Source organism: Xanthomonas bonasiae, assembly GCF_017163705.1.
Classification (GTDB): Bacteria; Pseudomonadota; Gammaproteobacteria; order Xanthomonadales; family Xanthomonadaceae; genus Xanthomonas_A; species Xanthomonas_A bonasiae.
Genome location: NZ_JAFIWB010000024.1, coordinates 1 through 25898, shown reverse-complemented (window position 1 = coordinate 25898; position 25898 = coordinate 1). Strand labels below are relative to the sequence as shown.

The 25898-nt window shown below is 70.7% G+C and carries 23 protein-coding genes; 9 read left to right on the top strand and 14 right to left on the bottom strand.

The features are described 5' to 3' along the window. Window positions 1–63 precede the first annotated feature (63 nt). Window positions 64–1047 (top strand): PDR/VanB family oxidoreductase, encoded by a 984-nt coding sequence (locus JR064_RS17530; protein WP_206230592.1) that lies wholly within the window; start codon window positions 64–66, stop codon window positions 1045–1047. Window positions 1048–1161: 114 nt separating this feature from the next. Here JR064_RS17530 and JR064_RS17525 read toward each other — a convergent pair whose 3' ends face one another. Together JR064_RS17525 and pobA are read right to left on the bottom strand one after the other, a co-directional pair. Then, window positions 1162–1533: a hypothetical protein gene (locus tag JR064_RS17525; RefSeq protein ID WP_206230591.1), complete on the bottom strand. Its 372-nt coding sequence runs from the start codon at window positions 1531–1533 to the stop codon at window positions 1162–1164. A gap of 392 nt (window positions 1534–1925) precedes the next feature. After that, window positions 1926–3119: a 4-hydroxybenzoate 3-monooxygenase gene (pobA, locus tag JR064_RS17520; RefSeq protein ID WP_206230590.1), complete on the bottom strand. Its 1194-nt coding sequence runs from the start codon at window positions 3117–3119 to the stop codon at window positions 1926–1928. 100 nt (window positions 3120–3219) lie between these two features. Between pobA and JR064_RS17515 the strand changes: the two genes are divergently transcribed. Then, entirely contained in the window at window positions 3220–4143 is a 924-nt protein-coding gene (locus JR064_RS17515; protein ID WP_206230589.1) for a helix-turn-helix domain-containing protein, read from the top strand. A gap of 60 nt (window positions 4144–4203) precedes the next feature. Here the strand turns inward: JR064_RS17515 and JR064_RS17510 are convergent, their stop codons facing one another. The 11 genes from JR064_RS17510 to JR064_RS17460 form a co-directional block, all read right to left on the bottom strand. Next, window positions 4204–5175 carry an alpha/beta hydrolase gene (locus JR064_RS17510; RefSeq protein WP_206230588.1) on the bottom strand — a complete coding sequence of 324 codons (972 nt, stop codon included), beginning with the start codon at window positions 5173–5175 and terminating at the stop codon, window positions 4204–4206. A gap of 50 nt (window positions 5176–5225) precedes the next feature. Next, window positions 5226–7373 carry an acetate--CoA ligase family protein gene (locus JR064_RS17505; protein ID WP_206230587.1) on the bottom strand — a complete coding sequence of 716 codons (2148 nt, stop codon included), beginning with the start codon at window positions 7371–7373 and terminating at the stop codon, window positions 5226–5228. Window positions 7374–7395: 22 nt separating this feature from the next. After that, window positions 7396–8235, bottom strand: a complete 840-nt coding sequence (locus JR064_RS17500; protein WP_206230586.1) for a p-hydroxycinnamoyl CoA hydratase/lyase — start codon at window positions 8233–8235, stop codon at window positions 7396–7398. A 275-nt stretch (window positions 8236–8510) separates the two neighbouring features. Continuing rightward, on the bottom strand, window positions 8511–9980 hold the full coding sequence (locus JR064_RS17495) for a benzaldehyde dehydrogenase (protein ID WP_191825844.1): 1470 nt from the start codon (window positions 9978–9980) through the stop codon (window positions 8511–8513). 38 nt (window positions 9981–10018) lie between these two features. Further along, window positions 10019–10786: a coniferyl-alcohol dehydrogenase gene (locus tag JR064_RS17490; protein WP_191825845.1), complete on the bottom strand. Its 768-nt coding sequence runs from the start codon at window positions 10784–10786 to the stop codon at window positions 10019–10021. Between the two features lie 16 nt (window positions 10787–10802). After that, the gene (locus JR064_RS17485; protein ID WP_206230629.1) at window positions 10803–11801 is read right to left on the bottom strand and encodes a SphA family protein; all 999 of its coding nucleotides are present in this window, start codon (window positions 11799–11801) and stop codon (window positions 10803–10805) included. Window positions 11802–11947: 146 nt separating this feature from the next. Next, complete coding sequence (locus tag JR064_RS17480) at window positions 11948–12466, bottom strand: MarR family winged helix-turn-helix transcriptional regulator (protein WP_179570957.1); 519 nt, start codon at window positions 12464–12466, stop codon at window positions 11948–11950. 349 nt (window positions 12467–12815) lie between these two features. Then, a complete protein-coding gene (locus JR064_RS17475) occupies window positions 12816–14126 on the bottom strand; it encodes an MFS transporter (protein WP_206230585.1) in 1311 nt (436 codons plus the stop codon). Between the two features lie 28 nt (window positions 14127–14154). Next, window positions 14155–15039 carry a type I 3-dehydroquinate dehydratase gene (gene aroD / locus JR064_RS17470; RefSeq protein WP_241093147.1) on the bottom strand — a complete coding sequence of 295 codons (885 nt, stop codon included), beginning with the start codon at window positions 15037–15039 and terminating at the stop codon, window positions 14155–14157. Between the two features lie 62 nt (window positions 15040–15101). Continuing rightward, window positions 15102–16397: a carbohydrate porin gene (locus JR064_RS17465; RefSeq protein ID WP_206230584.1), complete on the bottom strand. Its 1296-nt coding sequence runs from the start codon at window positions 16395–16397 to the stop codon at window positions 15102–15104. 38 nt (window positions 16398–16435) lie between these two features. After that, the gene (locus JR064_RS17460; RefSeq protein ID WP_206230583.1) at window positions 16436–17935 is read right to left on the bottom strand and encodes a right-handed parallel beta-helix repeat-containing protein; all 1500 of its coding nucleotides are present in this window, start codon (window positions 17933–17935) and stop codon (window positions 16436–16438) included. 382 nt (window positions 17936–18317) lie between these two features. Between JR064_RS17460 and JR064_RS17455 the strand changes: the two genes are divergently transcribed. After that, the gene (locus tag JR064_RS17455; protein ID WP_191825849.1) at window positions 18318–18869 is read left to right on the top strand and encodes a gamma carbonic anhydrase family protein; all 552 of its coding nucleotides are present in this window, start codon (window positions 18318–18320) and stop codon (window positions 18867–18869) included. A gap of 27 nt (window positions 18870–18896) precedes the next feature. Here the strand turns inward: JR064_RS17455 and JR064_RS17450 are convergent, their stop codons facing one another. Then, window positions 18897–19370, bottom strand: coding sequence for an Lrp/AsnC family transcriptional regulator (locus JR064_RS17450; RefSeq protein ID WP_179570962.1), 474 nt, complete (start codon window positions 19368–19370; stop codon window positions 18897–18899). Between the two features lie 125 nt (window positions 19371–19495). Between JR064_RS17450 and JR064_RS17445 the strand changes: the two genes are divergently transcribed. The 6 genes from JR064_RS17445 to JR064_RS17420 all read left to right on the top strand — a co-directional run bounded on the left by JR064_RS17445 (window position 19496) and on the right by JR064_RS17420 (window position 25863). Next, window positions 19496–20056, top strand: a complete 561-nt coding sequence (locus JR064_RS17445) for an RBBP9/YdeN family alpha/beta hydrolase (protein ID WP_206230582.1) — start codon at window positions 19496–19498, stop codon at window positions 20054–20056. 83 nt (window positions 20057–20139) lie between these two features. Continuing rightward, window positions 20140–21060 (top strand): DUF2167 domain-containing protein, encoded by a 921-nt coding sequence (locus tag JR064_RS17440; protein WP_206230581.1) that lies wholly within the window; start codon window positions 20140–20142, stop codon window positions 21058–21060. A gap of 232 nt (window positions 21061–21292) precedes the next feature. After that, entirely contained in the window at window positions 21293–21970 is a 678-nt protein-coding gene (locus JR064_RS17435) for an RDD family protein (RefSeq protein ID WP_206230580.1), read from the top strand. Continuing rightward, window positions 21967–22992 carry a stage II sporulation protein M gene (locus JR064_RS17430; protein WP_179570966.1) on the top strand — a complete coding sequence of 342 codons (1026 nt, stop codon included), beginning with the start codon at window positions 21967–21969 and terminating at the stop codon, window positions 22990–22992. Before JR064_RS17435 ends, JR064_RS17430 begins: the two co-directional genes overlap by 4 nt. Beyond that, window positions 22982–24679: a DUF4129 domain-containing protein gene (locus JR064_RS17425; RefSeq protein WP_206230579.1), complete on the top strand. Its 1698-nt coding sequence runs from the start codon at window positions 22982–22984 to the stop codon at window positions 24677–24679. The genes JR064_RS17430 and JR064_RS17425 overlap by 11 nt, the downstream gene beginning before the upstream one ends. Continuing rightward, window positions 24676–25863, top strand: coding sequence for a DUF4350 domain-containing protein (locus JR064_RS17420; RefSeq protein ID WP_206230578.1), 1188 nt, complete (start codon window positions 24676–24678; stop codon window positions 25861–25863). The genes JR064_RS17425 and JR064_RS17420 overlap by 4 nt, the downstream gene beginning before the upstream one ends. Window positions 25864–25898 lie beyond the last annotated feature (35 nt).

Genomic DNA, 25898 nt, shown 5'->3' with positions numbered 1-25898 from the left:
GGCCGCCGTCGGCACCCGCAGCGCCAGCCCGGCGCTCTTCTTCCTCCCCACCTGGACCCCGCCATGCGCAAGGAAACCCAGTGGTACCCGGCCCGCGTGGTCGCCGTCGCCGATGCCTGCGACGGCGTGCGCGAACTCCTGCTCGATCCCGGCGCGCATGCGCGTCCGTTCGCGGTCGGCAGCCACCTCGACTTTCGCCTGCGCCTGCACGGGCGCGAGGACATTCGTTCCTACTCGCTGGTCGGCGAGCCCCGCACCGATGGCCGCTATCTGATCGCCGTCCGCGCGATGCCGGACAGCCGCGGCGGCTCGCGGCACATGTGGACGCTGGCGCCCGGCGACAGCATCGAGACCTCCGCGCCCAGCAACAACTTCGCGCTCGACGAGCGCGCCGCGGAGATCCTGCTGGTGGCCGGCGGCATCGGCATCACCCCGATCCTGGGCATGGCGCAACGGCTGGCGCAGCGGCATCCCGCGTTCCGCCTGCTCTACGTGGGCCGCTCGCGCAGCGCGATGGCCTACGTGGCGCAACTGCAGGACACGCTCGGCGAGCGCCTGCACGTGCATTGCGACGACGAGCGGGGCGCGCCCGACCTGGAGGCCGAGATCGCCAGGCTCTCCCCCACCGCCGAGATCTACGTGTGCGGCCCGCTGGGCATGCTCGACGCGGTCCGCCGCCACTGGCACGCCGCCGGCCGTTCGCGCGCGCGGCTGCACTTCGAGACCTTCGGCAACAGCGGCAACGCGCCAGCGCGCCCGTTCGTGGTGCGGCTGCCGGCCCTGGGCATGGAGGTCCCGGTGGCGGAGAACGAATCGATGCTCGACGCCCTGCAGGCGGCCGGCGTGGAAATGATGGCCGAATGCCGCCGCGGCGAATGCGGCCTGTGCCAGGTGGACGTGCTCGACGCCGACGCCGGCCTGGACCATCGCGACGTCTTCTTCAGCGACGAACAGCGCCGCGAGAACCGCAAACTCTGCGCCTGCGTCTCGCGCGCCCTGGGCGGCAGCATCAGCATCGACACCGGCTACCGCGCCGACGCGCTCTGAGCGCGCGTCGCGCGAGCGGCCAGGGTGGGATTTAACACGCGCCCCATCGAGGCGAATATGGGAACGCGCGGAACCTCCTGCAATTTGAAGCAGCGCCAGGCTACGCCCGTACCCTCACCCCAACCCCTCTCCCGATGGGAGAGGGGCTAAGAGCGCGCTAGCGCCGTTACTTCCACCGTCGCGCTTGTCCTTACCCGGCTGTTGCTCTTGCTCTTGCTCTTGCTCTTGCTCTTGCTCCTGCTCTTGCTCTTGCTCCTGCTCTTGCTCCTGCTCTTGCTCCTGCTCTTGCTCCTGCTCCTGCTCCTGCTCTTGCTCCTGCTCTTGCTCCTGCTCCTGCTCTTGCTCCTGCTCATGCTGTTGCTGTTGCTGTTGCTGCTGTGCTTTTGATCTTCCGGGCCCCCTCAGCGCGGCAGACCCGGCGGGCGAATACCCGAAGGGCGGCGCGCAGGATGCGCGACGTTTTTCGTTGGCACATGGATGTGCCATCGAAAAATGCCCGTCGGGGCTGCGGACCCGGAGCGCGCAGCGCGGAGGGCGCGCTGCGGGGTGTGCTTTCTTTTGGTTACTTTTCTTTGCACAAGCAAAGAAAAGTGACTCGCCGCAAGGCGAAAGCTTTTGCTCTCAATCTTTGCTCTAACTCTAGCTCTAGCTCTAACTCTAACTCTAACTCTAACTCTGGCTCTGGCTCTGGCTCTGGCTCTGGCGATCGCTTCAGCCGTGACTCCAGAATCCCAAACAACATCCGGATCAGAAATGATCCAGCGCCCGCAGTGAACGAGATCGGCCGCGGTGAGGCTTCGTTCGTCGCGGCTGAAGCCGCTCCTACAGGGAGCGCAGGAACCGATAGGCAAACCCCATCCAGCGCCACGCCGACCCAACTAACCCAACGCCGCCCCCGTCTCCAGCGGCAACCCCGCATAGTTCTCCGCAATCGTCGCCCGCCCCTCTGGACTACCCAGCAGATAGTCCAACTCCGCCTCATGCAAGCGCCGTTCGAACGCATCCTCGTCCGGGAAGTGGTGCAACATCGTCGTCATCCACCACGAAAAACGCACCGCCTTCCATACCCGCTTCAACGCCAATTCCGAATAGCGCAGCAACGGCGCAGCGTCGCCCTGCTCCCGCGCCTGCGCGAACAACGACGCCAACAGCCCCACATCGCCCGCTGCCAGATTCAAACCCTTGGCCCCGGTCGGCGGCACGATATGCGCCGCATCGCCAGCCAGGAACAGCCGGCCATACTGCATCGGCTCCACCACATAACTGCGCAACGGCGCGATGCTCTTCTCGATCGACGGCCCGGTGCGCAGGCGCGCCGCCACCGCGTCCGGCAGGCGCGCGCGCAACTCGTCCCAGAAGCGCGCATCCGACCAGTCCTCCACACGCTCGCCGGCCGGCACCTGCACGTAATAGCGGGTGCGCGTAGGCGAGCGCATCGAACACAGCGCGAACCCGCGCGCATGCCGCGCATAGATCAACTCCTCGTTGACCGGCGCGGTATCGGCCAGCACCCCGAGCCAGCCGAACGGATACACCCGCTCGTACTCGCGCAGCACCCCGGCCGGAATCGACGCGCGGCTGACGCCATGGAACCCGTCGCACCCTGCGATGTAGTCGCACTCCACCCGCACCCGCTCGCCGTCCTGCACGTACTCCACCCATGGATGCTCGCCGTCCACCCCATGCAAGGTCACGTCCTCGGCCTCGTAAACGCTGACCCCGCCGGCCTCGGCCCGTGCCTGCATCAGGTCGCGGGTGACCTCGGTCTGGCCGTAGATGGTGACCGCGCCCGCGCCGCCGGAGCCGCCCAGGTCGATGCGCTCGCGGTGGCCGTCCAGCACCAGCTCGAAGCCATGGTGGACCACCCCCTCGCGCTGCAGCCTGGCGTCGGCGCCGGCCGCGCGCAGCAGCTCGACCGTGCCCTGCTCCAGCACCCCGGCGCGGATGCGCGAGAGCACGTACTGCGGCGAACGCCGCTCGATGACGAGGGTGTCGATGCCCTGGCGCAGCAGCAACTGGCCCAGCAACAGCCCGGCGGGGCCTGCACCGATGATGGCGACTGACGTCTTCATACGTTCTCCGAAACCGGCATGGCGGTACTTTTCGCCAGTCTTCTCGCGCCGTTGCGCGATTCCAATGGACTAACCGAAGAATTTCCTGCACTTTTCGCCGATGGCTGCGATCACCGAACCGCCCGTTCAGGCCCACCCCGTCCCCGCGTTCCGCCTGTACGGCGAAACCGGCGACGCCACCGCGCCCGATGCGCTGCACTGGGAGTCGATCGCGGCGCGCAGCCGCCTGCACGGCTGGCGGATCCGGCCGCACCGGCACCACGATCTGTCGCAATTGCTGTACGTGCAGAGCGGCCCGGCCGGGATCCACATCGACGGGCGCAGCCAGCGGGTGGATCGGGCCGCGCTGGTGTGGATGCCGCCGCTGTACGTGCACGGCTTCGATTTCCATCGCCGCATCCGCGGCCACATCGTCACCCTGTCCGCCGCGCTGCTGCAGGCCTGGCACGCGCAGTGGCCGCAGATGGCGCAGGCGCTGGCGCGACCTGCCTGCCTGGACGTCGGGCGCGACCGCGCCATGCTCGACGCCTGCTTCGCCGGACTCGCCACCGAACACGCGCACCGCCGCGAAGGCCGGGTGCCGATGCTGCACGCGCTGGCCGGCCAGTTGCTGGTGTGGACCGCGCGGCGCGTGCTGCAGCAACCGGCGCCGGGTGCGGACAGCGGCCACGACCGCGGCAGCGAGCACGTTCGCGGCTTCCTCGCCCTGGTGGACCGGCACTATCGCGAACACTGGCCGCTGCAGCGCTATGCCGACCAGTTGGGACTCAGCGCCAGCCACCTCGGCGCGGTGTGCCGGCAGCATGCCAACGCCGCGCCGCTGCAGTTGCTGCAGCGGCGGGTGATGCTGGAGGCGCAGCGCAGCCTGGTCTACACCTCGCTGAGCGTGCAGCAGATCGCCACCTGGCTGGGGTTCGCCGACGCGGCCTATTTCAGCCGCTATTTCGCCCGCAATGCCGGCTGTTCGCCGAATGCGTTCCGCCGCGCGCAGCAGGGCGGCGTCGGCGCGCCGGCAACGCGCTAGGAACGCCCGCGCTGCCGGGTGCGCCTATCGGCGCGATCGGGATCGGCCTGCCCGCATCGCTCAAGCCAGGCGCTCGCGCAGGAACGCGCCGCTACGCTCGATCGCCTGCACCGCAGCCGGCAACACGCCCGCCATCTCGATGAAGCCGTGGACCATGCCGGGCAGTTCGACGTACTCCACCGGTACGCCCGCGGTGCGCAATGCATCGGCATACAGGCGGCCGTCGTCGAGCAGCGCATCGCATTCGGCGGTGAAGACCAGCGCCGGCGGCAATCCGGACACGTCCGCTGCCTGCAGCGGCGACAGGCGCGGGTCGCGCGGGTCCAGGCCCGAGGACAGGAACGGACCGGACATGGCCTGCATCAGCTCCAACGTCAACGGCGGTACCGCGCCGTTCCTGCGCCGCGAAGGAAACGCATCGCCGCCGGGCGACAGGTCGGTCCCCGGATAGAACAGCACCTGCGCGCGCAAGGCCACCGCGCTGCCGCGCAACGCCTGGCAGGCCATGGCGGCCAGGCCGCCGCCAGCGCTGTCGCCGGCCACCGCGAGGCGTGCCGGATCCAGCGCCAGTTCCGCGGCGTGCGCGTGCAGCCAACGGATCGCCGCCAGCACGTCCTCGGGACCGGCGGGCGCCGGATGCTCCGGGGCCAAGCGGTAGTCCACCGCGATCACCGCACAGCCGGCGGCATGCGCCAGGCGTCGGCAGACCTTGTCGTGACTGTCCAGGTCGCCCAGGATCCAGCCGCCGCCATGCAGGTACACGATGGCCGCAGACGGCGCCGCGGCCGCCGCGGGCAGATAGCGCCGCAACGGAATCGGCCCGAGCGGCCCGTCGGCCTGCAGGTCGCGCGCCTCCCGCATCGGCCACGCGTCGCCGCCGAGCACCGTGGTGATTTCGCGGTAGGCGCGGCGCATCGCCGGCATCGGCAAGGTATGCAACGGCGGCTTGCCGTCCGCAGCGGCGGCCATGGTCGCCAGCGCCGTGAGGACGTCGGGCGCCAGGCGCGAGGGGTCGAAAGGATCGGCTTGCATCGCTCGCTCCAGGTCTGGGGTCGTGGTGGAAAGGCGGCCAGGTGGCCGGATCAGTCGATCAGCATCAGCGCATCCAGCGCGAGCACGCCGCGCCCTTGCGGATAGACGATCACCGGATTGAGGTCGATCTCGCGGATCCGCGGTTCGGCGCGCAGCACGCTGCCCAGCCGCACCACCAGCTCCGCCAGTGCGGCCACGTCCAGCGCCGGCGCGCCGCGATGGCCGTGCAGCAGCGCCGCGCCCTTGAGCCGTTGCAGTTCGCCGATCACCGACGCCGCCGGCAGGTCCGGCGCGAGCAGGCGCACGTCGCGCAGCACCTCGGCGGCGACGCCACCGAAGCCGACCAGGATCACCGGCCCCCACTGCGGATCGTGGCGTGCGCCGACGATCATCTCCATGCCGCGCTCGCCCATCGCCTCGACCAGCACGCCCTCCAGCGGCGCATCCGGCGCATGCCGGGCGAGATTGGCGTGCAGCCGTTCCCAGCCTTCCGCCAGCGCCGCGGCGTCGCCGAGGCCGAGGATCACGCCGCCGACATCGCTCTTGTGGCCCAGCTCGACCGACTGCACCTTCAGCGCCACCGGATAGCCGATCCGCGCCGCAGCCGCCTGCGCCTGCTGCAGCGTGGCGGCCAGTTCGCCGCGCGCGAACGGCAGCCCGAGCGGGGCCAGCAGCGCCTTGGCACGATGCTCGGGAATCACCCCGCCCTGCGCCGGCAACGCGACCTGCACCGCCACCGCCGCGGCTTCGTCGAAATCGCGCTCGGCCAGCGCCGCCAGGCGTGCGATGGCGCGCAGCGCGCGTTCGCTGCTGGGGAAGTACGGCACGCCCACTTCGCGCAACTGCGCCAAATAGTCGGCCGGCAGCGCGGCGCCCTCGTCGAGGCCGGCGAAGATCACCGCCTTGTGCGGGCGCAGCTCGCGCACCGCGCGCAGCACCGGCGGCAGCTTGATCGCGCAGGTCACCGGATCGGTCTGGATCAGGCCGACCACGATCGTGGCGAAGCGCGGGTCGTCGAACAACGCCGCCAGGGTGCGCTGGTACAGGTCCGGATCGACCAGTCCCTGCGCGGTGAGATCGAGCGGATTGCTGACCGCGACGAATGCCGGCATGGCCGCGCGCAGCGCCGGGGAATCGCCGTCGTGCAGCGGCGGCAGGGCCAGCCCCAGGTCTTCGCACAGGTCCAGGCACAGCGCCTTGAACGCGCCGGACTCGCCCAGGATCGCGGTGCCCGCCGCCGGCAGGCGCGGGCAGCGCAGCGCGATCTCGGCGATGTCGCCCAGTTCTTCCAGGGTGTCGGCGAACACCACGCCGGCGCGTTCGACCAGCGTGCGCATCACCTGGTAGTCGCCGGCGAGCGCGCCGGTATGGGTGGCGGCGGAGTCGCGCGCGGCGCTGCTCTTGCCCGGATGCAGCAACACCAGCCGCGTACCGGCCGCGCGCGCGCGCCGCGCCAGCGCCAGCAGCCGGCGCGGCTGGCGGAACTGTTCGGCGATCATCGCGATCACCCGCGTGCCGGCGTGATCGAGCAGGAAGTCGAGGTAGTCCTCGATGTGGCTGGCGGCCTCGTTGCCGGTGGAGATCGCATAGGACAGCGGCAGGTCGCGGCTGGCCAGCGTGGTGTTGAGCACCGTCATCATCGCCCCGCTCTGCGAGAGGATGCCGATCGCCGGCGCGGCGCGGTTGCGCGCGGCCTGTTCGGCGCTGACGTCGGCTTCGATGAAGGTCAGCGGGATGCGCGCCAGGTAGTTGATGCAACCCAGGCAGTTGGGGCCTTCGACCAGCATGCCGGCCGCCGCGGCGATCCGCGCGATCTCGCGCTGCTGCGCCTGGCCCGCCTCGCCGGCCTCGGCGAAACCGGAGGAGAAGATCACCGCCGCGCCCACGCCGCGCGCGGCCAGCGCGCGCACCGCGTCTAGCACCGCCGGCTGCGGGATCGCCAGCACCGCCACGTCCACGCCATCGGGCAGAAGCGCGATCGACGCCAGACACGGCCGCCCGCCGATCTCTTCGCGCTTGGGGTTGATCAAATGGATCTGTCCGGCATAGCCGTTGCGTTCGAGATTGCCCAACACCGAGGCGCCGAGCGCGCCCGGCGTCGGCGAGGCGCCGACGATGGCGATCGAAGCCGGTTCCAGCAGCCGCTGCACCGGGGTCCGCACCGCGCCCAGCGGCGGCGCGGCGGCAGTCGTGCTCATGTCCATCGTGACCTCGCTGTGCTCAGGCGTCGCGGCGTTGCCGGGACAGATCGTAGGCGCCCAGGCCGGGCTTGTAGCTCTTCTCGTCCAGGAACTGCTTCAGCCCTTCCTTGCGGCCGTCGTCGTAGCTGTTGGCCGCTTCCTGCGCGCGCACCAGATAGTCCTCGGCGTTCTCGTAGGTCATTTCGCGCACGCGCCGCACCGCGTCCTTGGTCGCCTTCAGCGCCACCGGATTCTTCTTCGACAGCGCCTGCGCCACCTCCGCCACGCGCGCGCGCAGGCGCTCGCCCGGCAGCGCCTCGTTGACCAGGCCCCACTCGGCGGCGGTGCGGCCATCGATCGGTTCGCCGAGCATCGCGTGGTACATCGCGCGCCGGAACGACAGCAGTTCGGCCGCCACCTTGGAGGCGCCGCCGCCGGGCAGGATGCCCCAGTTGATCTCGGACAGGCCGAACTTTGCGTCCTCGTCGGCGAAGGCCAGGTCGCAGGCGAACAGGGGGCCGTAGCCGCCGCCGAAGCACCAGCCGTTGACCATCGCGATGGTCGGCTTCTGGTACCAGCGCAGGCGCCGCCACCAGCCGTAGCTCTCGCGCTGCGCCTTGCGCGTGCCGGCCAGGCCGTGCGCCTCGGTGTCGCGGAAGTATTCCTGCAGGTCCATGCCGGCGGTCCAGGCGCTGCCCTCGCCGGTCAGCACCAGCACGCGCACGTCGTCGCGGAATTCGAGTTCATCCAGGACCTCGAGCATCCTGCGGTTGAGCGCCGGGCTCATCGCGTTGCGCTTCTCCGGGCGGTTGAATTTCACCCAGGCCACGCCGTCCTCGACGGCATAGGCGACGGTGTCGTGTTCGGGTTTGATGCTCATGTGGATCGACCTCGGTGGGGGGGAGAATGGGAACTCCCTTCTCCCATCGGGAGAAGGTGCCCCGAAGGGGCGGATGAGGGGCGCCGCGAGAAATCCAACGCTGCAGTGACGACGAACGCGTCGCCACGCGCCAGTGAGGCAAACGATCCAGCAACAGCATCATCGTGGTTCACCTTGGCTGACGCGTGGCGACGCGTTCGTCATGGCGGCTTCTGTGGATTTCCTGCGGCGCCCCCAACCCCTCTCCCGGTGGGAGAGGGGCTTAAGCATGGCGCTCAGTACGGGTACTGCGGCACCGCATCCTGGATCGTGACCCACTGCCAGTGGGTGTACTGCTCCCAGTCGGCCGGGCCGCCGACGCTGGTGCCGTTGCCGGAGGCGCCGGTGCCGCCGAACGGGTTGACCACCTCGTCCGCCACAGTCTGGTCGTTGATGTGCAGCAAACCGGTGTGCAGGCGCTCGCCGATCGCCAGCGCGCGGCCGACCGAGGCCGAGATCACTCCGGCCGACAGGCCGTACTCGGTGCGGTTGGCCAATGCCACCGCCTCGTCGTCGCTGTCGAACACGATGATGTTGGCGACCGGTCCGAACACCTCCTCCTCGAACGCGCGCATGCCCGGCTGCACGTTGGACAGCACGGTCGGCGCGTAGAACAGGCCCTCGTGACTGCCGCCGGCCTCGACCACCGCGCCGGCCGCCACCGAGGCGGCGACGATGTCCACCACGTTCTGCAGCTGGCGCCGGTCGATGATCGGCCCGAGCGCGACCTGGCCGCTGGCCGGATCGCCGACCGGCAGGTGCCGCGCCTTCTCGGCCAGGCGCCGGGTCAACTCGGCGGCGATGCCGCGCTGGACCAGCACGCGGCCGGTGGCCATGCAGATCTGGCCCTGGTGGAAGTAGGCGCCGAACGCGATCGCCGAGACCGCGCGCTCCAGGTCGGCGTCCTCCAGCACGATCAGCGCGTTCTTGCCGCCCAGTTCCAGCGAGACCTTCTTCAGGTGCCTGCCGGCCAGCTCGCCGATCTTGCGGCCGGCCGCGGTGGAACCGGTGAACGCGATCATCGGCACGCCGGGCGCCTCGACCAGCGCCTGGCCGGCATCGGCGCCGCCGGGCAGCACGTGCAGCAGGCCCTTGGGCAGGCCGGCCGCGGCCAGCACCTCGGCGATGACGAAGCCGCCGGCATACGGCGTCCGCGGATCGGGCTTGAGCACCACCGCGTTGCCGACCGCCAGCGCCGGCGCCACCGAGCGCAACGACAGCACCAGCGGGAAATTGAACGGCGAGATCACCCCGATCACGCCCAGCGGCAGCTGCCGCGCCAGGCTCAAGCGGCCCGGCGCGCTCGGCAGCACCTGCCCGCTGGCGTGCAACGGCATCGCCGCGGCGCGCTGCAGCAGCACGATCGCCTCGCGCACTTCGTGCTCGCCCTTGGCCAGGATGCCGCCGGTCTCGCGCGCGATCAGCGCCGCGGCCGCGGCCGCCTGTTCCTGCAGGATCGCCGCGGCGCGATGGAACACCGCGGCACGCTCGCGCGGCGGCGTCGCGGCCCAGGCGCGCTGCGCCGCGCGCGCCTTCGCCACCGCGGCGCCGACCTCGGCCGGCCCGGCCTTGCCGACCGAATACAGCGGCTGGCCGGATCCCGGTTCGATCACCTCGAGGGTGTCGGCCGCGGCGATCCAGTCGCCGTCGAACAGCGCGCCCTGCCAGGTCGCGGCAAGGGCCAGGGGAGTGCTGGGGTTGTTCATGGTGCGTGGTCTCGGAAAAGGGACGGGAGAACGAAGGTTCAGATCGCGGTGGCGGCCAGGCCGCCATCCACCGGCAGGTTGACGCCGTTGATCCAGCGCGCGGCATCGGAGGCGAGGAACACGATCGCCTCGGCGACCTCGTCGGCATAGGCCGGGCGCTTCATCTTGCCCGCATCGGCCTGGACCCGCTCCGGCCCGAGCATCGCCACGAAATCGCCCAGGATCGGCGTGAACACCGGGCCGGGCGCGACGCTGTTGACGCGCACGTCGTGGCCGGCGAACCAGTCCTGCGAACGCAGCGCGCTCCACACGATCAGCGCTTCCTTGAAGTACTGGTAGCAGGTGGCCTGCGCCACCGGATGCGCCTGCAGCCAGCGCTCGCCGGCGGCGTAGTCGGGGGTCTGCGCCAATGCGCGATGCAGGTCAAGCCGCTGCGGCCATTCCGCGCCGAGGATCGAGGCGACGTTGACGATGCTGCCGCCGGCGGCGATGCGCGGCAGCAGCGCCTGGCTGAGATGGCGCAGGCCCAGGTAGTTCACCTTCGCCACCAGCTCCACCGGCGCGGTGCCTGGCACGCCGGCGATGTTGGCCAGCGCGTCGATGCGTTCGGGCAAGTGCGCGACCAGCGCATCGATCGCGGCCGGATCGCCGAGGTCGGCCTGGTGGAAACCGTCCAGCGTCATGTTGACCGGATTGCGGTCCACGCCGATCACGCGTGCGCCGTGGAAGCGTGCCAGCCGCGCCACTTCGCCGCCGATGCCCGAGGCCACGCCGGTCACTACGAGGGTCTTGTTGTGCAGGTTCATGAGAGCGAAATCCGGTTCAGAACACGTGGACGTACTGGAAGTTGACGTTGTTGCCGGAGGCGGCGTTCTTCACCTCCACCGGCAGGTACAGATTGGCGTTGAGCATGTTGTGCGCATCGATCCGCCACGACGCGCCGGGGCCGAGATAGAACTGGCTCTGCTTGGTGTCGGCCACGCGCTCGCCATTGGTGCGGTTGTCGCGCAGCTGCTTGAGGTAGTAGCCGTTCACGCCCAGCCGGAACGCGGGCGTCAGCGCGTAGGAACTGGCGAAGTTGACCCAGAACGCATCGCCGGCCTGGCCGTTGCGGAACGTGAAACCGTCCAGTTGCGGTGGGTTGGCGGCCTTGTCGGCGCGGAAGTTGTAGACGTAGTTCAGGCGCGCGCTGAGTTCCCACTGCGGCGTGGGCAACACGGTGAACGCCCAGCTCGGGATCAGCGACCAATAGCCCGAGCTCTGGTTGAGATCGCGGTCGCGATCGAATTTCCCGACCGGCGCGATCGCGTCGAACTCGAAGCGCTGGACGAACACCGGCCGCCCGTCGCGGATCGTCGGCAGCATCTGCAGATACGGACCGAAGGTGATGTCGCCGAGGCCGAAGCCGTTGTCGCGCAGCCGTGCCGGGCTGTCGGCCGCGAACGCGGCGTCGAGATTGACCAGCGGCACCAGCGCGTTGAGGCCGAACACGCCGCCGAACAGCTTGTACCGCGTCGCGTAGGCGAACTGGGTCAGCAGCAGCGTGGAGCCGATGTCGGTGCCGCGGAACGCCGGCACGTCGTCGCCGTGCGCGTCTTCGATCGCATCCAGATGCGTATAGCGTGCGTACTGCACGATCGCCCAGCCTGGCTCGGTGCGGGTGAAGCCATCCAGGAAACTGGTGCCGCCGGTGTTCAGCCCGTTGGTCAGCTGCACGGTCTGCGGCACGCTCTGCGCCCAGGCCGGGGTAGCGGCGAGCGAGAGCAGGAGGGCGAAGGCGAGGTGCCGCGGACGCGGCATTGCGGTGACAGCGACGGGCATGCGACTCACGGCGAGGGTTCTCCTGGACAGGATGGAACGGCCGAGCGCGGGGGGGAGACGAACGCCGCACGCGCTGCACGCGCCGGCCGGGGAATCCGGCGGCGTGGAGCGGGATGCGGCGGAGCGGCGCGCAGGCGCCGCGAGGATCAGGTCGTCGGTGCGATCCTGCCGAGCAGGTCGAGCGCACGCAGCAGCGAGCGCCCTGCGGACGCGCCCAGCGCGTCTAGCAGTTGCGCTTCCATCCGCTGCACCGCCGCCTCGGCCTCGTCCAGCAATGCCTTGCCGGTCGCGGTCAGATGCAGATGCTGCATGCGCCGGTCCTGGCGTCCGCGCACCTGGCGCAGCAGCCGGCGCTTGATCAGCCGCGCGATCACGATCGCCAGGTTGGGCGGGGAGACATCCAGCACTTCGGCGAGCTGGCGCTGGTTGGCGCCGCTGTTCGCATCCACCAGCACCAGCACCGAGAAGTCGACCGGCTTCAGGTCGTAGTCGCGCACGCACTCCAGGAACATCCGCCGGATCTGCAATTCGGTCCGGGTCAGCCGGAAGCCGAGCAGCCGGGTCAGCCGGGCCTGGTCGATCGATTCGGCCGGTGCGCTGCTGTCGGGAAGTTGCGTGTTGCTCAAGGGCGGTGCGCCGTGCAGGGGAAGCGGTGCGCACAGCATAGCGCAGGCGTTCGCCGGGCTCGGCCGGCGCCGGCGCACCGCCGCACGGCGCAGCGGCACCGTGCGCGGCCCGCGCTGCGGGCGCCGGCACGGCCGGCAAGAACGACGCACTGCCTCGCTGCTGCATACGACGCATCCTCCCGGATCCGACCACACGCCATGGATATCGCGGCTTCGCAACGGCGCCGAGCGCCCTGTTCCGATCCGTCCCGCGCCGGCACCCGGATTGGGGGCCGCACGCTTCTGTTACTTTCAATAATAGTTATTGATCATAAGTATTATCGCAAGCTGCATTGCAGCATTCGGCGGCCGCGTCCTCGTGCCTTCTCGCTGCGCGCCGGCGCCCGGCTCAGCGCGCGCTGCGTTGCAGCATCGCGCAGACCATGGCCGCCAGCAGCAGCGGCGCCGCGCAGACCACGTACAGCGTCGACGGCGACCAACCGCGATCGACCAGCAGGCCCACCGTCAGCGGCGACAGGATCGCGCCGAGCCGGCCGATGCCGATCGCCCAACCCAGCCCGGTGCTGCGCACCTGCGGCGCGAACACCGCCGGCGCGGTGGCGTACAGACCGGCCATCGCCGCGAACAGCGCCGCGCCGATCACGAACGCCACCGGGAAGGCGATACCGAGCCGGGTGTTGAAGCCGGCGAACAGCACCATGCCCAATCCGGCCAGCAACAGGCTGACGCTGGTCAGGCGCGACAGCGGCAGGCGCGACGCCAACCAGCCGAACAGGCTGCCGCCGACGATGCCGCCCAGGTTCAGCAGCACCCCGCCGGTGATGCCCTGCTGCGCCGAAACGCCAGCGGCCACCAGCAATTTCGGCGTCCAGCTCAGCACGAAATAGAACGCGAACATATGCAGGAAGAACGCCAGCGCGATCAGCAGCGCCGGCCGCCGCAGCGGGCCGACGAACAGCGCCGCGTAGCCCTGCTTGTCGCCGCTGGCGCGCACCGCCAGCGGCGGCAGTGCGGCCAGCGGCGCCATCCGCATCCGCGCCAACAGCGCATTGAGCCGGGCCAGCGCGCCGGGCGGGCGCCGCGTCACCAGGAAGTCCAGCGATTCCGGCAGCCAGCGCAGCACCAGCGGCACGCACAGCAGCGAGGCCGCCGCGCCGAGCAGGAACACCGCATGCCAGCTCCAGCGCTCGAGCACGAATGCGGCGATCAGCCCGCCCAGGGTGGCGCCGATCGGATAGCCGGTCGCCTGCAGCGCCACCGCGGTGCTGCGCCACTTGGCGTCGGCGTACTCGGCGGTGATCACGCCGACGCTGGCCAGCATGCCGCCGATGCCGACGCCGGTGAACACGCGCAGCAGCCCGAGTTGCCACGGCCCCTGCGCCAGCACCGACAGGCCCATGCCGGCGGTCAGGATGCCCAGGCACCACAGGATCACCGCGCGCCGGCCGATGCGGTCGGCCAGCGGCGCCAGGAACAGCGACCCCACCGCCATCCCGACCAGGCCGGCGCTGAGCAGCAGCCCCAGCGCCTTGCCCGACAGCTGCCAGTCGCCGGAGATGTGCGGCGCGGTGAATGCCATCACCATCACGTCGAAGCCGTCGAGCATGTTGAGCAGCACGCAGATCGCGATGGCGACCCACTGGAAGCCGCTCATGCGTTCGAGCACGACGGAGGAAGGCGCGGCGGCGGCATGGCTCATGGCGGGATTCCTGGGTGGCGGCGCCGGCTCAGCGCGCGGCGCTGGCGGCCTGGTGGATCGTGTCGAGCACTTCGCGCAGGCGGCCGACCTCGACCTGCCCCGGCGCGGACGCCTTGCCGAGCATGCCGAAGGTCATCGCCTGGCCGAAGGTCTCGCCGGACAGGCGCGAGACCACGCCGGTGCCGCCCATCGCCATGGTCAGCAGCGGACGGTCGCTGCTGCGGCGCAGCTGCCAGGTCGCGTCGAGCAGCTTGAGCACGTCGCCGGCGTCGTGCGGCATCACCGCGATCTTCAGCACGTCCGCGCCCAGCGCCTGCTGGCGCTGCAGGCGCGCGACGATCTCGGCGGTGTCGGGCGTGCGCTGGAAGTCGTGGCTGGACATGACCACGGACACGCCGGCCGCGTGCGCCTGCGCGACCAGCGCCTGCACCACCGCCGCATCGCGGAACATCTCCACGTCCAGCAGGTCGGCGAAGCGGGCCTGCAGCAGCGTCGCATAGAGCGTGCCGTAGTCGGCATCGGCGATCGGCCTGGCGCCACCCTCGGCCTTGGTGCGGAAGGTCAGCAGCAGCGGCTTGCCGTGCAGGGCCCTGGCGACCTGCGGCCCCAGCCGCGCCAGCGCCTTGCCGTCGAGCGCGTTGTCCAGGTAATCGATGCGCCACTCTGCGATATCGGTATCGGCGTTGGCGGCGATGCGCGCGGCCTGCGCCAGCGCCTCGTCGGCCGTGGTGGCGGTGATCGGCACGATGGTCTTGGGCGCGCCCTCGCCGATGCGCACACCGCGCACGTCCAGCACCTTGGTCGCCGGCAACGGCGTTGCCGCCGCAGCGGACTGCGCCGACACCGGCAGTGCGGCCAGCAGCAACACGCCGGCCAGGGCGGCAACGAAAACGCGCGACAGGGACATGGTCATCGGAACACCTCGTGGAAACGACGGAGCGCGCAGCGCGGCGCGCCGGAAAGCGCCGGCACGCATCAGAACGTGACCTTGGCCTGCAGGCCGACCACCCAGGCGTTGTCGGTCTGGCGGTAGGAGAAGGTGCCGGGATTGACCACGTACTGCACATCCGGGCGCAGCATCAGCCACGGCGTGATCTGGGCGCTGTAGGACAGCTCGTACAGTTCCTCCGCCCCGCTCAACGCGTACAGCGGCGAATCCGCCGGCACCCCGGCGTCCGCCAGCGACGCGCGGCGCGCATCCACCAGCGTGCGGTTGATGTCGCCGCCGACATAGCCCAGCGCGATGCGGTCCTGGCTGCGCGCGCCGATGCCCTGGTAGATGCCGCCCAGCGCGTACCAGCGGCGGATCTGCGCGGTGGCGCGGTCGGACTGCATGTATTCGCCGAACACGCTGAAGCCGCGCGCCGGATCGGCCGCCTCGCTGTACAGCTTCTGCTCGGCCAGCAGGTAGGCGCCATGGCGGCCGGTGGTGTCGCTGCTGTCCAGGCCCTTGCGCGCCACGCGCGAGGAATCGTAATAGCCGCCGAGCTTGTACACGCCGGCATGGCGCGTGCCCTTGCCCGGGGTCCAGGTCAGCTCGACCGGAAACAGCGTGCCGGTGGTGCCGCCGACGAACGGGCGGAACGCGTTGTGCACGTTGTCGCCGGCCAGGTTCGGATTGACCTGGAAGCCGCCCACGCGCAGGTTCAGCGCCGGGCTCATTTGCTGCGCCACTTCGCCGCCCCAGCGCGCGACCGGATAGTTGTACCAGCCGCTGTTGCCGGACATCGCCAGCGGATGCGCGCAGAACGCGGCATTGACGAAACTGGTGCCGGCGCCGAGCAGGCCGAACTGGTTGCCCATCGCGTAGTAGCCGAGCTTGAGGTAGGTGCCGCTGGCGAACTTCTGGTCGTAGCTGAATTCGGACAGGCGCGTGTACTGGCCGCCATAGGCCTCCTGCACCGGGAAGCGGTTGCCGATCAGGTCCACCGACGTGCTGCGGCCGCGGCGGTCGTTGAGGGTGAAGCGGAAGGTGCCGCCCTCCCAGCCGGCCAGCTTGCCCATGTCCAGGTCCAGCCCCAGCCGCACCTGCTGCGCATAGCGCGCGCCAGTGCGGCCGTAGCCGCCGTCGGTCACGCCCAGCGCTTCGCCGACGTAGTCGCCGCGGACGCTGACCCCGTTCGCAGCCCAGGCGCTGCGCGTGCCGCCCCAATCGCCGGTGAGGGTGTTGCCGGCGTAGGCGTTGGCTGCGGACTGCGCGGCGGCCGCGGCGGGCAGCGCCAGCAGCACGGCGACGAGCAGCAGGCGGGATGGAGGCGGCGATGCGGACATGCGGACACTCTTGCTGGGCGGAAGCAGGGTCATGGCGCTCAACGCGGCAACGCCAGCGGCGCGCTCAGCGGCGAGGTCGCGCCGTCGGCGCTGGTGACAGTGGCGGTGAGATTGGCCAGCTCGGCGCTGTCCGGCGGCAGGCGATAGCGGAAGCGTGCATGGCCGTCGCCATCCACCACCGCGTCGAGCCGGCCGAGGTAGCGTTCGGCCTCGTCGCTGCCGGCGTCGCGGTTGCCGAACAGCTCCACCGTGTAGCGGCTGCGCGGGGTGCCGGCGAACTCGCCCTGCAGTTCGCGCTGGCCGCTCACTGCCAGCAGCCGCGGCGGCGCCTGGCCATGGTTGGGCGCCGGCTGGCAGTCCGCGCTCTCGCCCGCGGCGCAGATCCTGGCGCGCTTGGACGCGTCGGTGTCCACGCCGATCCCGCGCGAGCCGACGAAGCTGGCGTGTTCCAGGCCGGGCACGCCGAACACGATCGCGCCGCGCGGCTGCCCCGGCACGCAGGCGCCGCCGGCCTGGCAGCGCTCGATCTTCAGGCCGTTGCCGGACAGCAGGTTGGCGGTGAAGCGGTTGGCCTCGCTGCGCGGCTGCGGGCGGACCGCGATGCCGATGCCGTTGCCGCTGAGGGTGTTGCCGTCGACGACGTTGCCGCGGCCGCTGATGCTGACCCCGATCGAATTGCCGGTGAAGGTATTGGCGGCGATGGTGTTGCGATTGCCCCAGTTGATCTGCAGCCCGTCGGAGTAGTTCTCGAAGCGGTTGCGCAGCACGCTGTTGTCGTTGCCCCACAGGATCTCGATGCCCTGCGACGGCTCCGGGTTGGCGTCGGTGGAGCGGAACAGGTTGTCGGCCACCAGGTTCCATGCGGCGCCGCGGGTCAGCTCCAGCCCGTCGCCGTTGTCGAGGAACTCGTTGCGCACGATGCGGTTGTGCACGGTGCTGGTGGCGGTGGACTGGCCGCTGCCGTCGTCGCCGGTCAGCATCACCCCGGCGCCGCCCTTGTTGGCGACGATGCGGTTGTCGTGGAGTTCGTTGCCGCTGGCGCGGTTGATCAGCACGCCGATGCAGAAGTTGCGGATCTCCAGGCCGCTCAGTTCCACGCCCTGGGTATCGCGCAGCACCAGCCCGGGCAGCGTGGTGGTGCGCACGTTGGCGCCGAACTGGCCCTTCTCCGCGCCGGGGCACGCCTCGGTGCCCTTGCCGCGCACATAGGCCGAACCGTCGATGGCGATGTACTGCCCGTCCACGTCGCGCGCAGTGCCGACGATCTGCACCGGCCCCCTGATCTCCGGCAGCGGCGACGCCGGCCGGATCACGTACGGCGGCCGGCCCACCGCGGCGATCTCGATGCGATGGCGGCCCGGCGCCAGGTTGGCGGTGGCGATCGCCCAGCGCAGCGAGCCCGGCGCGGTGTCGTCGGCATAGCGGTCCACGGTGAGCACGCTCAGTGCCGCAGGCAGCGGCTCGGCCTGGTAGGCGGACACGCACGGCGGCACCACCGCTGCGGCCAGCAGCGCACACCCGGACAAGCTACGACGCATGGGACACATCTCCGCACAAGGACGTTGATCGGCGCCGCCACGCGGCGCGCACTCCCGGCGGTCATCCCCTGCACCCGACCTCGGCACGCAAGTGCCGCCCTCGCCGCGTCAGGGATGGAACGCTGGAACAGGAGGCAACGCTAGTTTTATCGCACTGCACCATTCAAGTGCGAATATCGATGTAATGTGCGTTTATCGAACAAAACCCGGATTTGCTTCGATGGTCGGCCGCTGGCGCCTGGCGTCCGGGCGCTGCTCCGCCATGCCTTGTTCCGGCCAGAGCGGGCCTGCGTCGCGGCAGGCGCGGCGTGGCCAGGCGCTATCATCGACGACCGCGCCGCAGCCAGGCGCATGCCCCCCGCCGCCGCCGCCGGAGAATGCCGTGAACCCGATCCGCCCGTTTCTGGACAAGACGCCGCAGCTCGGCGCACGCGTCTACGTGGACCCGGCCTGCACCCTCATCGGCGACGTGGTGCTGGACGAGGACGTGTCGGTCTGGCCGGGCACGGTGATCCGCGGCGACGTCAACCACGTGCGCATCGGCGCGCGCAGCAACATCCAGGACGGCACCATCATCCACGTCAGCCACCACAGCCCGTTCAACACCGCCGGCTATCCGACCCTGATCGGGACCGACGTGACCGTGGGCCATGGCTGCATCATCCACGCCTGCACCATCGAGGACCTGTGCCTGATCGGCATGGGCGCGTGCATCCTCGACGGCGCCACGGTGAAGAAATACGGCTTCGTCGGCGCCGGCGCGGTGGTCGGGCCGGGCAAGACGGTCGGCGAGCGCGAACTGTGGCTGGGCAATCCGGCGCGGCTGGCGCGCACGCTCAGCGACAAGGAGGTCGAGAGCCTGCACTACTCCGCGCAGCACTACGTGCGCCTGAAAGACCGTTACCTGGACGCGGCCGCGCAGGCGCCGCAGTAGGCGCAGACGTCGCGCGTGGCGCCGTAGCTACTCTGCCGCCAACGCCAGCAAGGCGCGGCCGATCGGGCGCGGCGCCTCGCTGCGCAACACCACGCTGGTGGTCACCGCGCCGAACCGCGCCAACGCATCGATGATCGGCTCCAGCTGCGCCGGCGCGGGCACCAGCACCCGCAGCACGAAGCAGTCCTCGCCGGTGACCCGATGCACTTCCAGCACCTGCGGCATCTGCGCGAACTGCTCCAGGCACGCGCCGATCTGCGCATGCGTGGTGCGCAGGCGGACGATGGCCGCGGTCGCCAGGCCCACCACCCGCGGATCGACCCGGGCCGCGTAACCGGTGATCACGCCCTGCTCCTCGAGCCGGCGCACGCGCTCGGACATCGCCGGCTGCGACAGGCCGATGCGCCGGCCCAGCTCCGCCAACGCGATGCGCCCGTCGCACTGCAAGGCCTCCAGAATCGCGTGATCCAGGGCATCGCCCTGCCAGGGTTTCGCTGCCACGCCGCTCGTCCTCTCTTCGTGCACCTTGGATTCATCGGCAAAACGCCGCGTATGGCGATGAATCGCCATGGCGCGGCGACGCACGCATCGCGACACTGGCCGCTCTCTCGAACGGAGCGTAGCGCATGCGAGCGGTGGTGATCGTGCCGGGCATCGGCGACTCGGGACCGGGGCACTGGCAGACGCATTGGCAACGGCGCAACGCGCACATGCGGCGGCTGCAGCCCAGTTCATTCGCGCAACCGCAGCTGCGCGATTGGCTGCACGCGCTCGACCGTTGCGTGCAGGACTGCGCCACGCCGCCGCTACTGGTCGCGCACAGCCTGGGCTGCCTGCTGGTCGCGCACTGGGCGGCGCGCGCGCAACGGTTGCCGCGCGGCGCCTTGCTGGTCGCAGTCCCCGATCCGGACAGCGCGGCGTTTCCGCATGCGCAGGCCGCCAGCTTCGTCCCGGTGCCGACGGCGCCGCTGCCGTTCCGCAGCCTGATCGTGGCCAGCAGCGACGATCCGTATGCGACACCGCCCTACAGCCGCCGCCGCGCACGCGACTGGGGCAGCGGACTGGTCGAACTCGACGGCCTGGGACATCTCAATGCGGCCAGCGGCCTGGGCGAGTGGCCAGCCGGCGCGCAGCTGCTGGCCGCCTTCGACGCCGGCATCGGCCACGCGCCCGCAGCGCGCGCCTGATCGGCGCGGACGACTGGCGCGGCGTGGCGCTTTGCGCGACACTGCGCGCCTCTGGCGTGGGGACGCCACCGAATGGATTCGCGATGACCAAGACACTTCCGCTGCGCGGCCTGCTGGCCGCTTTCCTGCTTGCGCTGGGCGCCAGCGCCGGATCGGCCATGGCCGAGGAAGCGCACGGCGAGGACGGCATGACCGCCGAGCAGTTCGTCGCCTCGCTGCATTTCCAGGATGGGCACATCGAGGTGCCGCAGGCCAAGGTGCATTTCGACCTGAACCACGATTTCCGCTACCTGGGCAAGGACGATGCGCGGCAGGTGCTGGAGGCGTACTGGGGCAACCCGCCGGACGACACCGTGCTGGGCCTGATCGTGCCGCGCCAGCCTGCGCTGGACGAGAAGGGCAGCTGGGCGGTGGTAGTCACCTATGCCGACGACGGCTACGTGTCCGACGAGGACGCCAGCAAGATCGACTACCAGGACATGCTCGCGGACATGCAGAAGGAAACCCGCGAGGAGAACACGCAGCGCAAGGAAGCCGGCTACGAGAGCGTGGACCTGGTGGGCTGGGCGGTGCCGCCGCGCTACGACGCCGCGACCAAGAAGCTGTACTGGGCCCGCGAACTGGCGTTCCAGGGCAACGAAGGCCACACCCTCAACTACGACATCCGCGTGCTCGGCCGCCACGGCTACCTGAGCCTCAACGCGATCGCCGGCATGGACGAACTGCCGCAGGTCCGTGCAGGCATGCAGCAACTGCTGCCGATGGCCGAGTTCGACAGCGGCGCGCGCTACGCCGACCACAACCCGTCCACCGACAAGATCGCCAGCTACGGCCTGGCCACGCTGATCGGCGGCGGCCTGGCGGCCAAGGCCGGCCTGTTCGCCAAGCTCGGCCTGATCCTGGCCAAGGCGTGGAAGCTGGTGGCGCTGGGGCTGATGGCGCTGGTCGGCGGGATCGGCAAGCTGTTCTCCGGGCGCAAGCGCGACGGCGGCACGGTGCGTTGAGCGGCCTGCGCGGCACGCTTGCCGCGCCGCCGTCGTCATCGCGTGAGGACTTTCCGGCGCCGACCACGGCGCCCGGCTGGGCAATTGGCGCCGCGCCGGCTAAAGTCGCGGTTCGGAGCAGGACGCAGTCGAGATCACGCATGCCGCCACAGGCAGCCGGCCGGACGGAAGGACGGCCTCCCTACATCGCAGGCACGCATGCGCGCCACGCCGCACCCCGGCAGTGAGCGGCATGCTCGATACCTACCGTGAAGTGATCACGCCCGAAGGCGTGCCGTTGCATCTGCCGGCCGCCGGCGCGGTGCCGCGCGCGCTGGCGTGGCTGATCGACCTGGCGGTGCGCTTCGGCGTGCTGACCCTGATGGGCCTGCTGCTCGGTGCGCTCGGCGGTTTCGGCCAGGGCCTGTACCTGGTGGCGATGTTCCTGGTGTTCTGGGCCTATCCGATCGTGCTCGAAGGCTGGTTCGGGCAGACCCTGGGCAAGAAGGCGCTGGGCCTGCGCGTGGTCTCGCGCGACGGCGCGCCGGCCGGATGGATGGCCGCGATCACCCGCAACCTGCTGCGCACCGTGGACATGCTGCCGTTCGGCTACGCCGTCGGCCTGATCGCCTGCCTGTTCGATGTGCACGCGCGGCGCCTGGGAGACATGGTCGCCGGCACCCTGGTGATCCACCAGCCGCCGCGCCACGAGACCGGACTGCCACCGATCGCCAGCGCCGTGGCGCCGCCGCTGGTGTTGCTGCCGGCCGAGCAGGCGGCGTTGATCGCCTTCGCCGAGCGCGCGCCGCGGCTGGCGCCGGCGCGGCAGCTGGAACTGGCCACGCTGGCGCTGCCGTTGACGCACACGCCCGGCCAGGCCGGCGTGCTGCGGCTGTATGCGATGGCCAACTGGCTGCTGGGGCGGCGATGAGGCAGGAGCAGTTCATCGCCCGTCACCAGCACGAGTGGGAGGCCTTCGAGACCTGGCTGCACACGCGCGGACGCAAGCGCCCCGCGAACGCGGACGCGAGCGCGCCCGACAGCGCCGCGGACGCATGGCGCCTGGCCGACGAAGACATGCCGGCCCGCTACCGGCGCCTCTGCCAGCAGCTGGCGCTGGCGCGCAAGCGCGGCTACAGCCCGCTGGTCACCGCGCGCCTGCAGCAGCTGATGCAGCAGGGCCACACCGAGCTGTACCGGCCGCCGCGGCCGCGCTGGCGGCGCGCGGCCGAGTTCCTGTTCGCCGATTTCCCGCAGCTGGTGCGCAGCCAGGCCGGCTGCATGGCCGCGGCCACCGCGCTGTTCGTGGTGCCGCTGGTCACCATCTTCGTGCTGCTGCAGTACCGGCCGGAACTGATCCACGGCTTGATGGATCCCATGCAGATCGCGCAGATGGAGGCGATGTACGACCCGGCCACCGCCGTGCACAAGCTCGGCCGCGACAGCGGCGACGACTGGCAGATGTTCGGCACCTACATCATGAACAACATCAGCATCGGCCTGCGCACCTTCGCCAGCGGCCTGCTGGCCGGGCTCGGCACGGTGCTGGTGCTGCTGTTCAACGGCGTCACCATCGGCGCGGTGGCCGGGCATCTGCACCAGATCGGGTACGGCGTGACGTTCTGGCGCTTCGTCGCCGGGCATGCGCCATTCGAGCTGACCGCGATCGTGATCGCCGGCGGCGCGGGCCTGCAACTGGGCCTGAAGCTGCTGGCGCCGGGCCGGCGCCGGCGCATCGACGCGTTGGTCGAAGGCGGCACCATCGGCGCCAAGCTGTGCCTGGGCGTGGCGTTCATGCTGCTGGTCGCCGCCTTCATCGAGGCGTTCTGGTCCTCGATCGGCTCGCTGCCGGCGGCGGTGAAGTACGGCGTGTCCGGCCTGCTGTGGACGCTGGTGCTGCTGTGGCTGTGGCGCGGCGGACGCGGCGTGGCGGAGGCCGGCGATGCGGATTGAACGCCTGGACGTGGTGCTGCGCGCGCGCTCGGCCTGGGAGGCGATGGAGCTGGGCAGCGCGCTGGTGCGCCGCCATGCCGGCGCGATCTGGAAACCGTGGCTGCTGTTCACCCTGCCGCTGTTCGCGCTGCTCAATCTCGGTGCCTGGGCGATCGACCAACTCTGGCTCGCCGGATTGCTGCTGTGGTGGCTGAAACCGGTACTGGACCGGATCCCGCTGTTCGTGATCTCGCGCGGCGTGTTCGGCGACGTGCCGCGCGTGCGCGACACCTTGCGCGCGCAACTGCGTTGGGGCTGGGGCCCGATGTTCGGCTACCTGACCTGGCGCCGGCTGAGCCCGGCGCGCACCGTGTTCATGCCGCTGGAGCTGCTCGAAGGCGCCAGCGCCGAGCAGCAGCGGCAGCGCCGCCGCACGCTGGGCGGCGCGGTGTACGGACACGCGCTGCTGCTGGCCAGCGTGTGCTGGCACTTCGAGCTGATGCTGTGCCTGGCCTGCATCGCCGCGATTCTGATGTTCGTGCCGGTGGACCTGCTGCCGGAAACGGTGCGCGCGGCGTGGGCGCTGGTCGGCGAGGAGAACCCGGCCTGGGCCGACATCGGCCTGAATGCCTTCGGCTGGCTGGGGATGACGCTGATCGAACCGTTCTTCGTCGGCGCCGGCTTCGGCCTGTACCTCAACCGCCGCACCGAGATCGAAGCCTGGGACGTGGAAATGGCGCTGCGCCGGCTGCGCGATCGGCTGGGCGGCGCCGCGCCGCTGCTGCTGGCGCTGGTCCTGCTCGGCGCACCCGGCGCCGCGCTGCGCGCGCAAAGCGCAGCGCCGGGCAGCGAAGGCCCGGCCGCGACCGACCCGCACGCGCTGCCCCCCGCTCCGGCGACCGCCCCGTCGCAAGCCGATGCCGATGCCGCCAGCGATCCGTACGACATCAAAGATCCGGAGAAGGACAACGACACCGACACCGACACCGACACCGACGATGACGCGGCCGAGCCGGCCGCGCTCGACGACATCTTCAACACCGTTCCCGCCGCCGACGCGCGCTTCGATCGCGCGGCAGACCGCGCCTATGAAGATCCACTGCTGTCGGGCAAGCGCAGCATCGGCTACTGGAAGAAGCGCGACCGCAGCGACGACGACGAGAAGAAAGCCGATCCCGCCAAGCTCGATCCGCGCTTCGGCAAGGGCTTGCTGGCGAGCGTGGCGGCCGTGTTCGCGTTCGTCGGCGAATGGGGCATGTGGTTGCTGGCCGGCATGCTGGTGCTGGTGCTGCTGCTGACCGCCAAGCACTGGCTGCCGTGGATGCGCGGCAGCGTGCGCAGGCGTGCCCCGGTCGAGACGCCGTTGGCGCATGCGCCGGTGCTGACCGCCGAGCCGCTGCCGGACGACGTCGCCACCCTCGCGCGCCGGCTGTGGCGCGAGGGCAGGCAGCGCGACGCGCTGGCGCTGCTGTACCGCGCCAGCGTGGCGACCGTGTGCGAACGCGCCAACCTGGTGCTGCCGCCGGGCGCCACCGAGGCGCAATGCCTGCGCGCCTCCAGGCGCCTGCCGGACGAAGCCGACCGCAGCCTGTTCGCGCGCATGGTGCGCACCTGGCAATACGCCGCCTACGCCGGGCGCCTGCCCGACGACGACGCCTTCGCCGGCTTGCTCGACGACCTGCAGCAACAGTACCGGTGGCGCGCATGAACAGCGGCACCCGCAATGCGCTGATCTTCCTGCTCGGGCTGCTGGTGACCAGCGTGCTGGTGGCCTGGTTCCTGGGCCGCTACGAACGCGCCGAACGCGAGCTGGCGTTGCCGCCGCGCGGCGAGGCCGCGTACAACCCGCTGTATGCGTTGCGCCAGACCCTGCGCGCCGACGGCGCGCGCGCCGAATCGCGGCAGCGCCTGGACCTGGCGGCGATGCGCCTGCAGCCGCACGACAGCGTGCTGCTGTTCGGCGACCCGCGCGCGCTGAGCAAGCCCGACAGCGATGCGCTGCTGGCCTGGGTCGAGCGCGGCGGCCACCTGATCTTGCGCACGCCGGCGGCCGACGAGGACGACGCCACCGCCAAGCTGCCGATCTTCGATGCGCTCGATGTCGCGCTGGAGAAAGGCAAGCCGGCCCACTGCCTGAAACTGGCCATTCCCGGGCAACCCGAACACAGCGAGTTCTGCAACGGCCGCCGTTTCCAGGTCGACTACGACGCGGCGAGCAACCTGTGGGGCAGCGACGAGGACTACGCCTACGCGCGCCTGCCGTACGGCGACGGCCACGTGGACCTGCTGGCGGAAATGGATTTCCTGCAGAACGGCAGCAACGGCGGCAGCCGCCTGGGCGACGACGCGCTCGAGGCGCCGCCCGCCCCGCCCAACGGCGGCCTGCGCGACGTGCCGCATCGCCTGCTGGCGCGGCAGATCCTGGCGCCCAACTACGGCCACGGCACCATCTACCTGATCTACTCCGCCGAACTGCCGTCGCTGTGGCGCACGCTGTTCACCCGCGGCTGGCCGGCCTGGCTGCCGGCGCTGCTGATGCTGCTGGCCTGGCTGTGGTCGCGCATGCAGCGCTTGGGCCCGCTGCGCGCCTCGCCGGCCGGCGACCGCCGCTCGCTGCTGGAGCACGTGCGCGCCAGCGGCGAGCACCTGTTCCGTTACGGCAAGTCCGCGCTGCTGTACGCGGCGATGCGCCAGGCGTTCCTGACCCGGCTGCGGCGCCGCGCGCCGCTCGCCGCGGCGCTGCAGGGTCCCGCCCAGGCCGCGGCCATCGCCGAACGCCTGAACCTGTCGCCGGCGCAGGTCGAACAGGCGCTGCAGGCGCCAGCGCCCAAGCAACACGCCGCCTTCCGCGATCGCATTCGCCTCCTCGTCCAGATGAGAAACCAGTTATGACCACCGCCCCCGCCGAATCCGTCGCCCCCCTCACC

Coding starts and splice junctions, on each gene's coding strand:
- pobA (WP_206230590.1), bottom strand. CDS start 3,119: ATGAAGACGTCAGTCGCCATCATCGGTGCAGGCCCCGCCGGGCTGTTG.
- JR064_RS17490 (WP_191825845.1), bottom strand. CDS start 10,786: ATGAACCTGCACAACAAGACCCTCGTAGTGACCGGCGTGGCCTCGGGC.
- JR064_RS17435 (WP_206230580.1), top strand. CDS start 21,293: ATGCTCGATACCTACCGTGAAGTGATCACGCCCGAAGGCGTGCCGTTG.
- JR064_RS17425 (WP_206230579.1), top strand. CDS start 22,982: ATGCGGATTGAACGCCTGGACGTGGTGCTGCGCGCGCGCTCGGCCTGG.
- JR064_RS17510 (WP_206230588.1), bottom strand. CDS start 5,175: ATGCAAGCCGATCCTTTCGACCCCTCGCGCCTGGCGCCCGACGTCCTC.
- JR064_RS17505 (WP_206230587.1), bottom strand. CDS start 7,373: ATGAGCACGACTGCCGCCGCGCCGCCGCTGGGCGCGGTGCGGACCCCG.
- JR064_RS17480 (WP_179570957.1), bottom strand. CDS start 12,466: ATGCTGTGCGCACCGCTTCCCCTGCACGGCGCACCGCCCTTGAGCAAC.
- JR064_RS17530 (WP_206230592.1), top strand. CDS start 64: ATGCGCAAGGAAACCCAGTGGTACCCGGCCCGCGTGGTCGCCGTCGCC.
- JR064_RS17445 (WP_206230582.1), top strand. CDS start 19,496: ATGCGAGCGGTGGTGATCGTGCCGGGCATCGGCGACTCGGGACCGGGG.
- JR064_RS17430 (WP_179570966.1), top strand. CDS start 21,967: ATGAGGCAGGAGCAGTTCATCGCCCGTCACCAGCACGAGTGGGAGGCC.
- JR064_RS17420 (WP_206230578.1), top strand. CDS start 24,676: ATGAACAGCGGCACCCGCAATGCGCTGATCTTCCTGCTCGGGCTGCTG.
- JR064_RS17525 (WP_206230591.1), bottom strand. CDS start 1,533: ATGGCACATCCATGTGCCAACGAAAAACGTCGCGCATCCTGCGCGCCG.
- JR064_RS17515 (WP_206230589.1), top strand. CDS start 3,220: ATGGCTGCGATCACCGAACCGCCCGTTCAGGCCCACCCCGTCCCCGCG.
- JR064_RS17495 (WP_191825844.1), bottom strand. CDS start 9,980: ATGAACAACCCCAGCACTCCCCTGGCCCTTGCCGCGACCTGGCAGGGC.
- JR064_RS17460 (WP_206230583.1), bottom strand. CDS start 17,935: ATGCGTCGTAGCTTGTCCGGGTGTGCGCTGCTGGCCGCAGCGGTGGTG.
- aroD (WP_241093147.1), bottom strand. CDS start 15,039: ATGACCATGTCCCTGTCGCGCGTTTTCGTTGCCGCCCTGGCCGGCGTG.
- JR064_RS17465 (WP_206230584.1), bottom strand. CDS start 16,397: ATGTCCGCATCGCCGCCTCCATCCCGCCTGCTGCTCGTCGCCGTGCTG.
- JR064_RS17475 (WP_206230585.1), bottom strand. CDS start 14,126: ATGAGCCATGCCGCCGCCGCGCCTTCCTCCGTCGTGCTCGAACGCATG.
- JR064_RS17485 (WP_206230629.1), bottom strand. CDS start 11,801: ATGCCCGTCGCTGTCACCGCAATGCCGCGTCCGCGGCACCTCGCCTTC.
- JR064_RS17500 (WP_206230586.1), bottom strand. CDS start 8,235: ATGAGCATCAAACCCGAACACGACACCGTCGCCTATGCCGTCGAGGAC.
- JR064_RS17440 (WP_206230581.1), top strand. CDS start 20,140: ATGACCAAGACACTTCCGCTGCGCGGCCTGCTGGCCGCTTTCCTGCTT.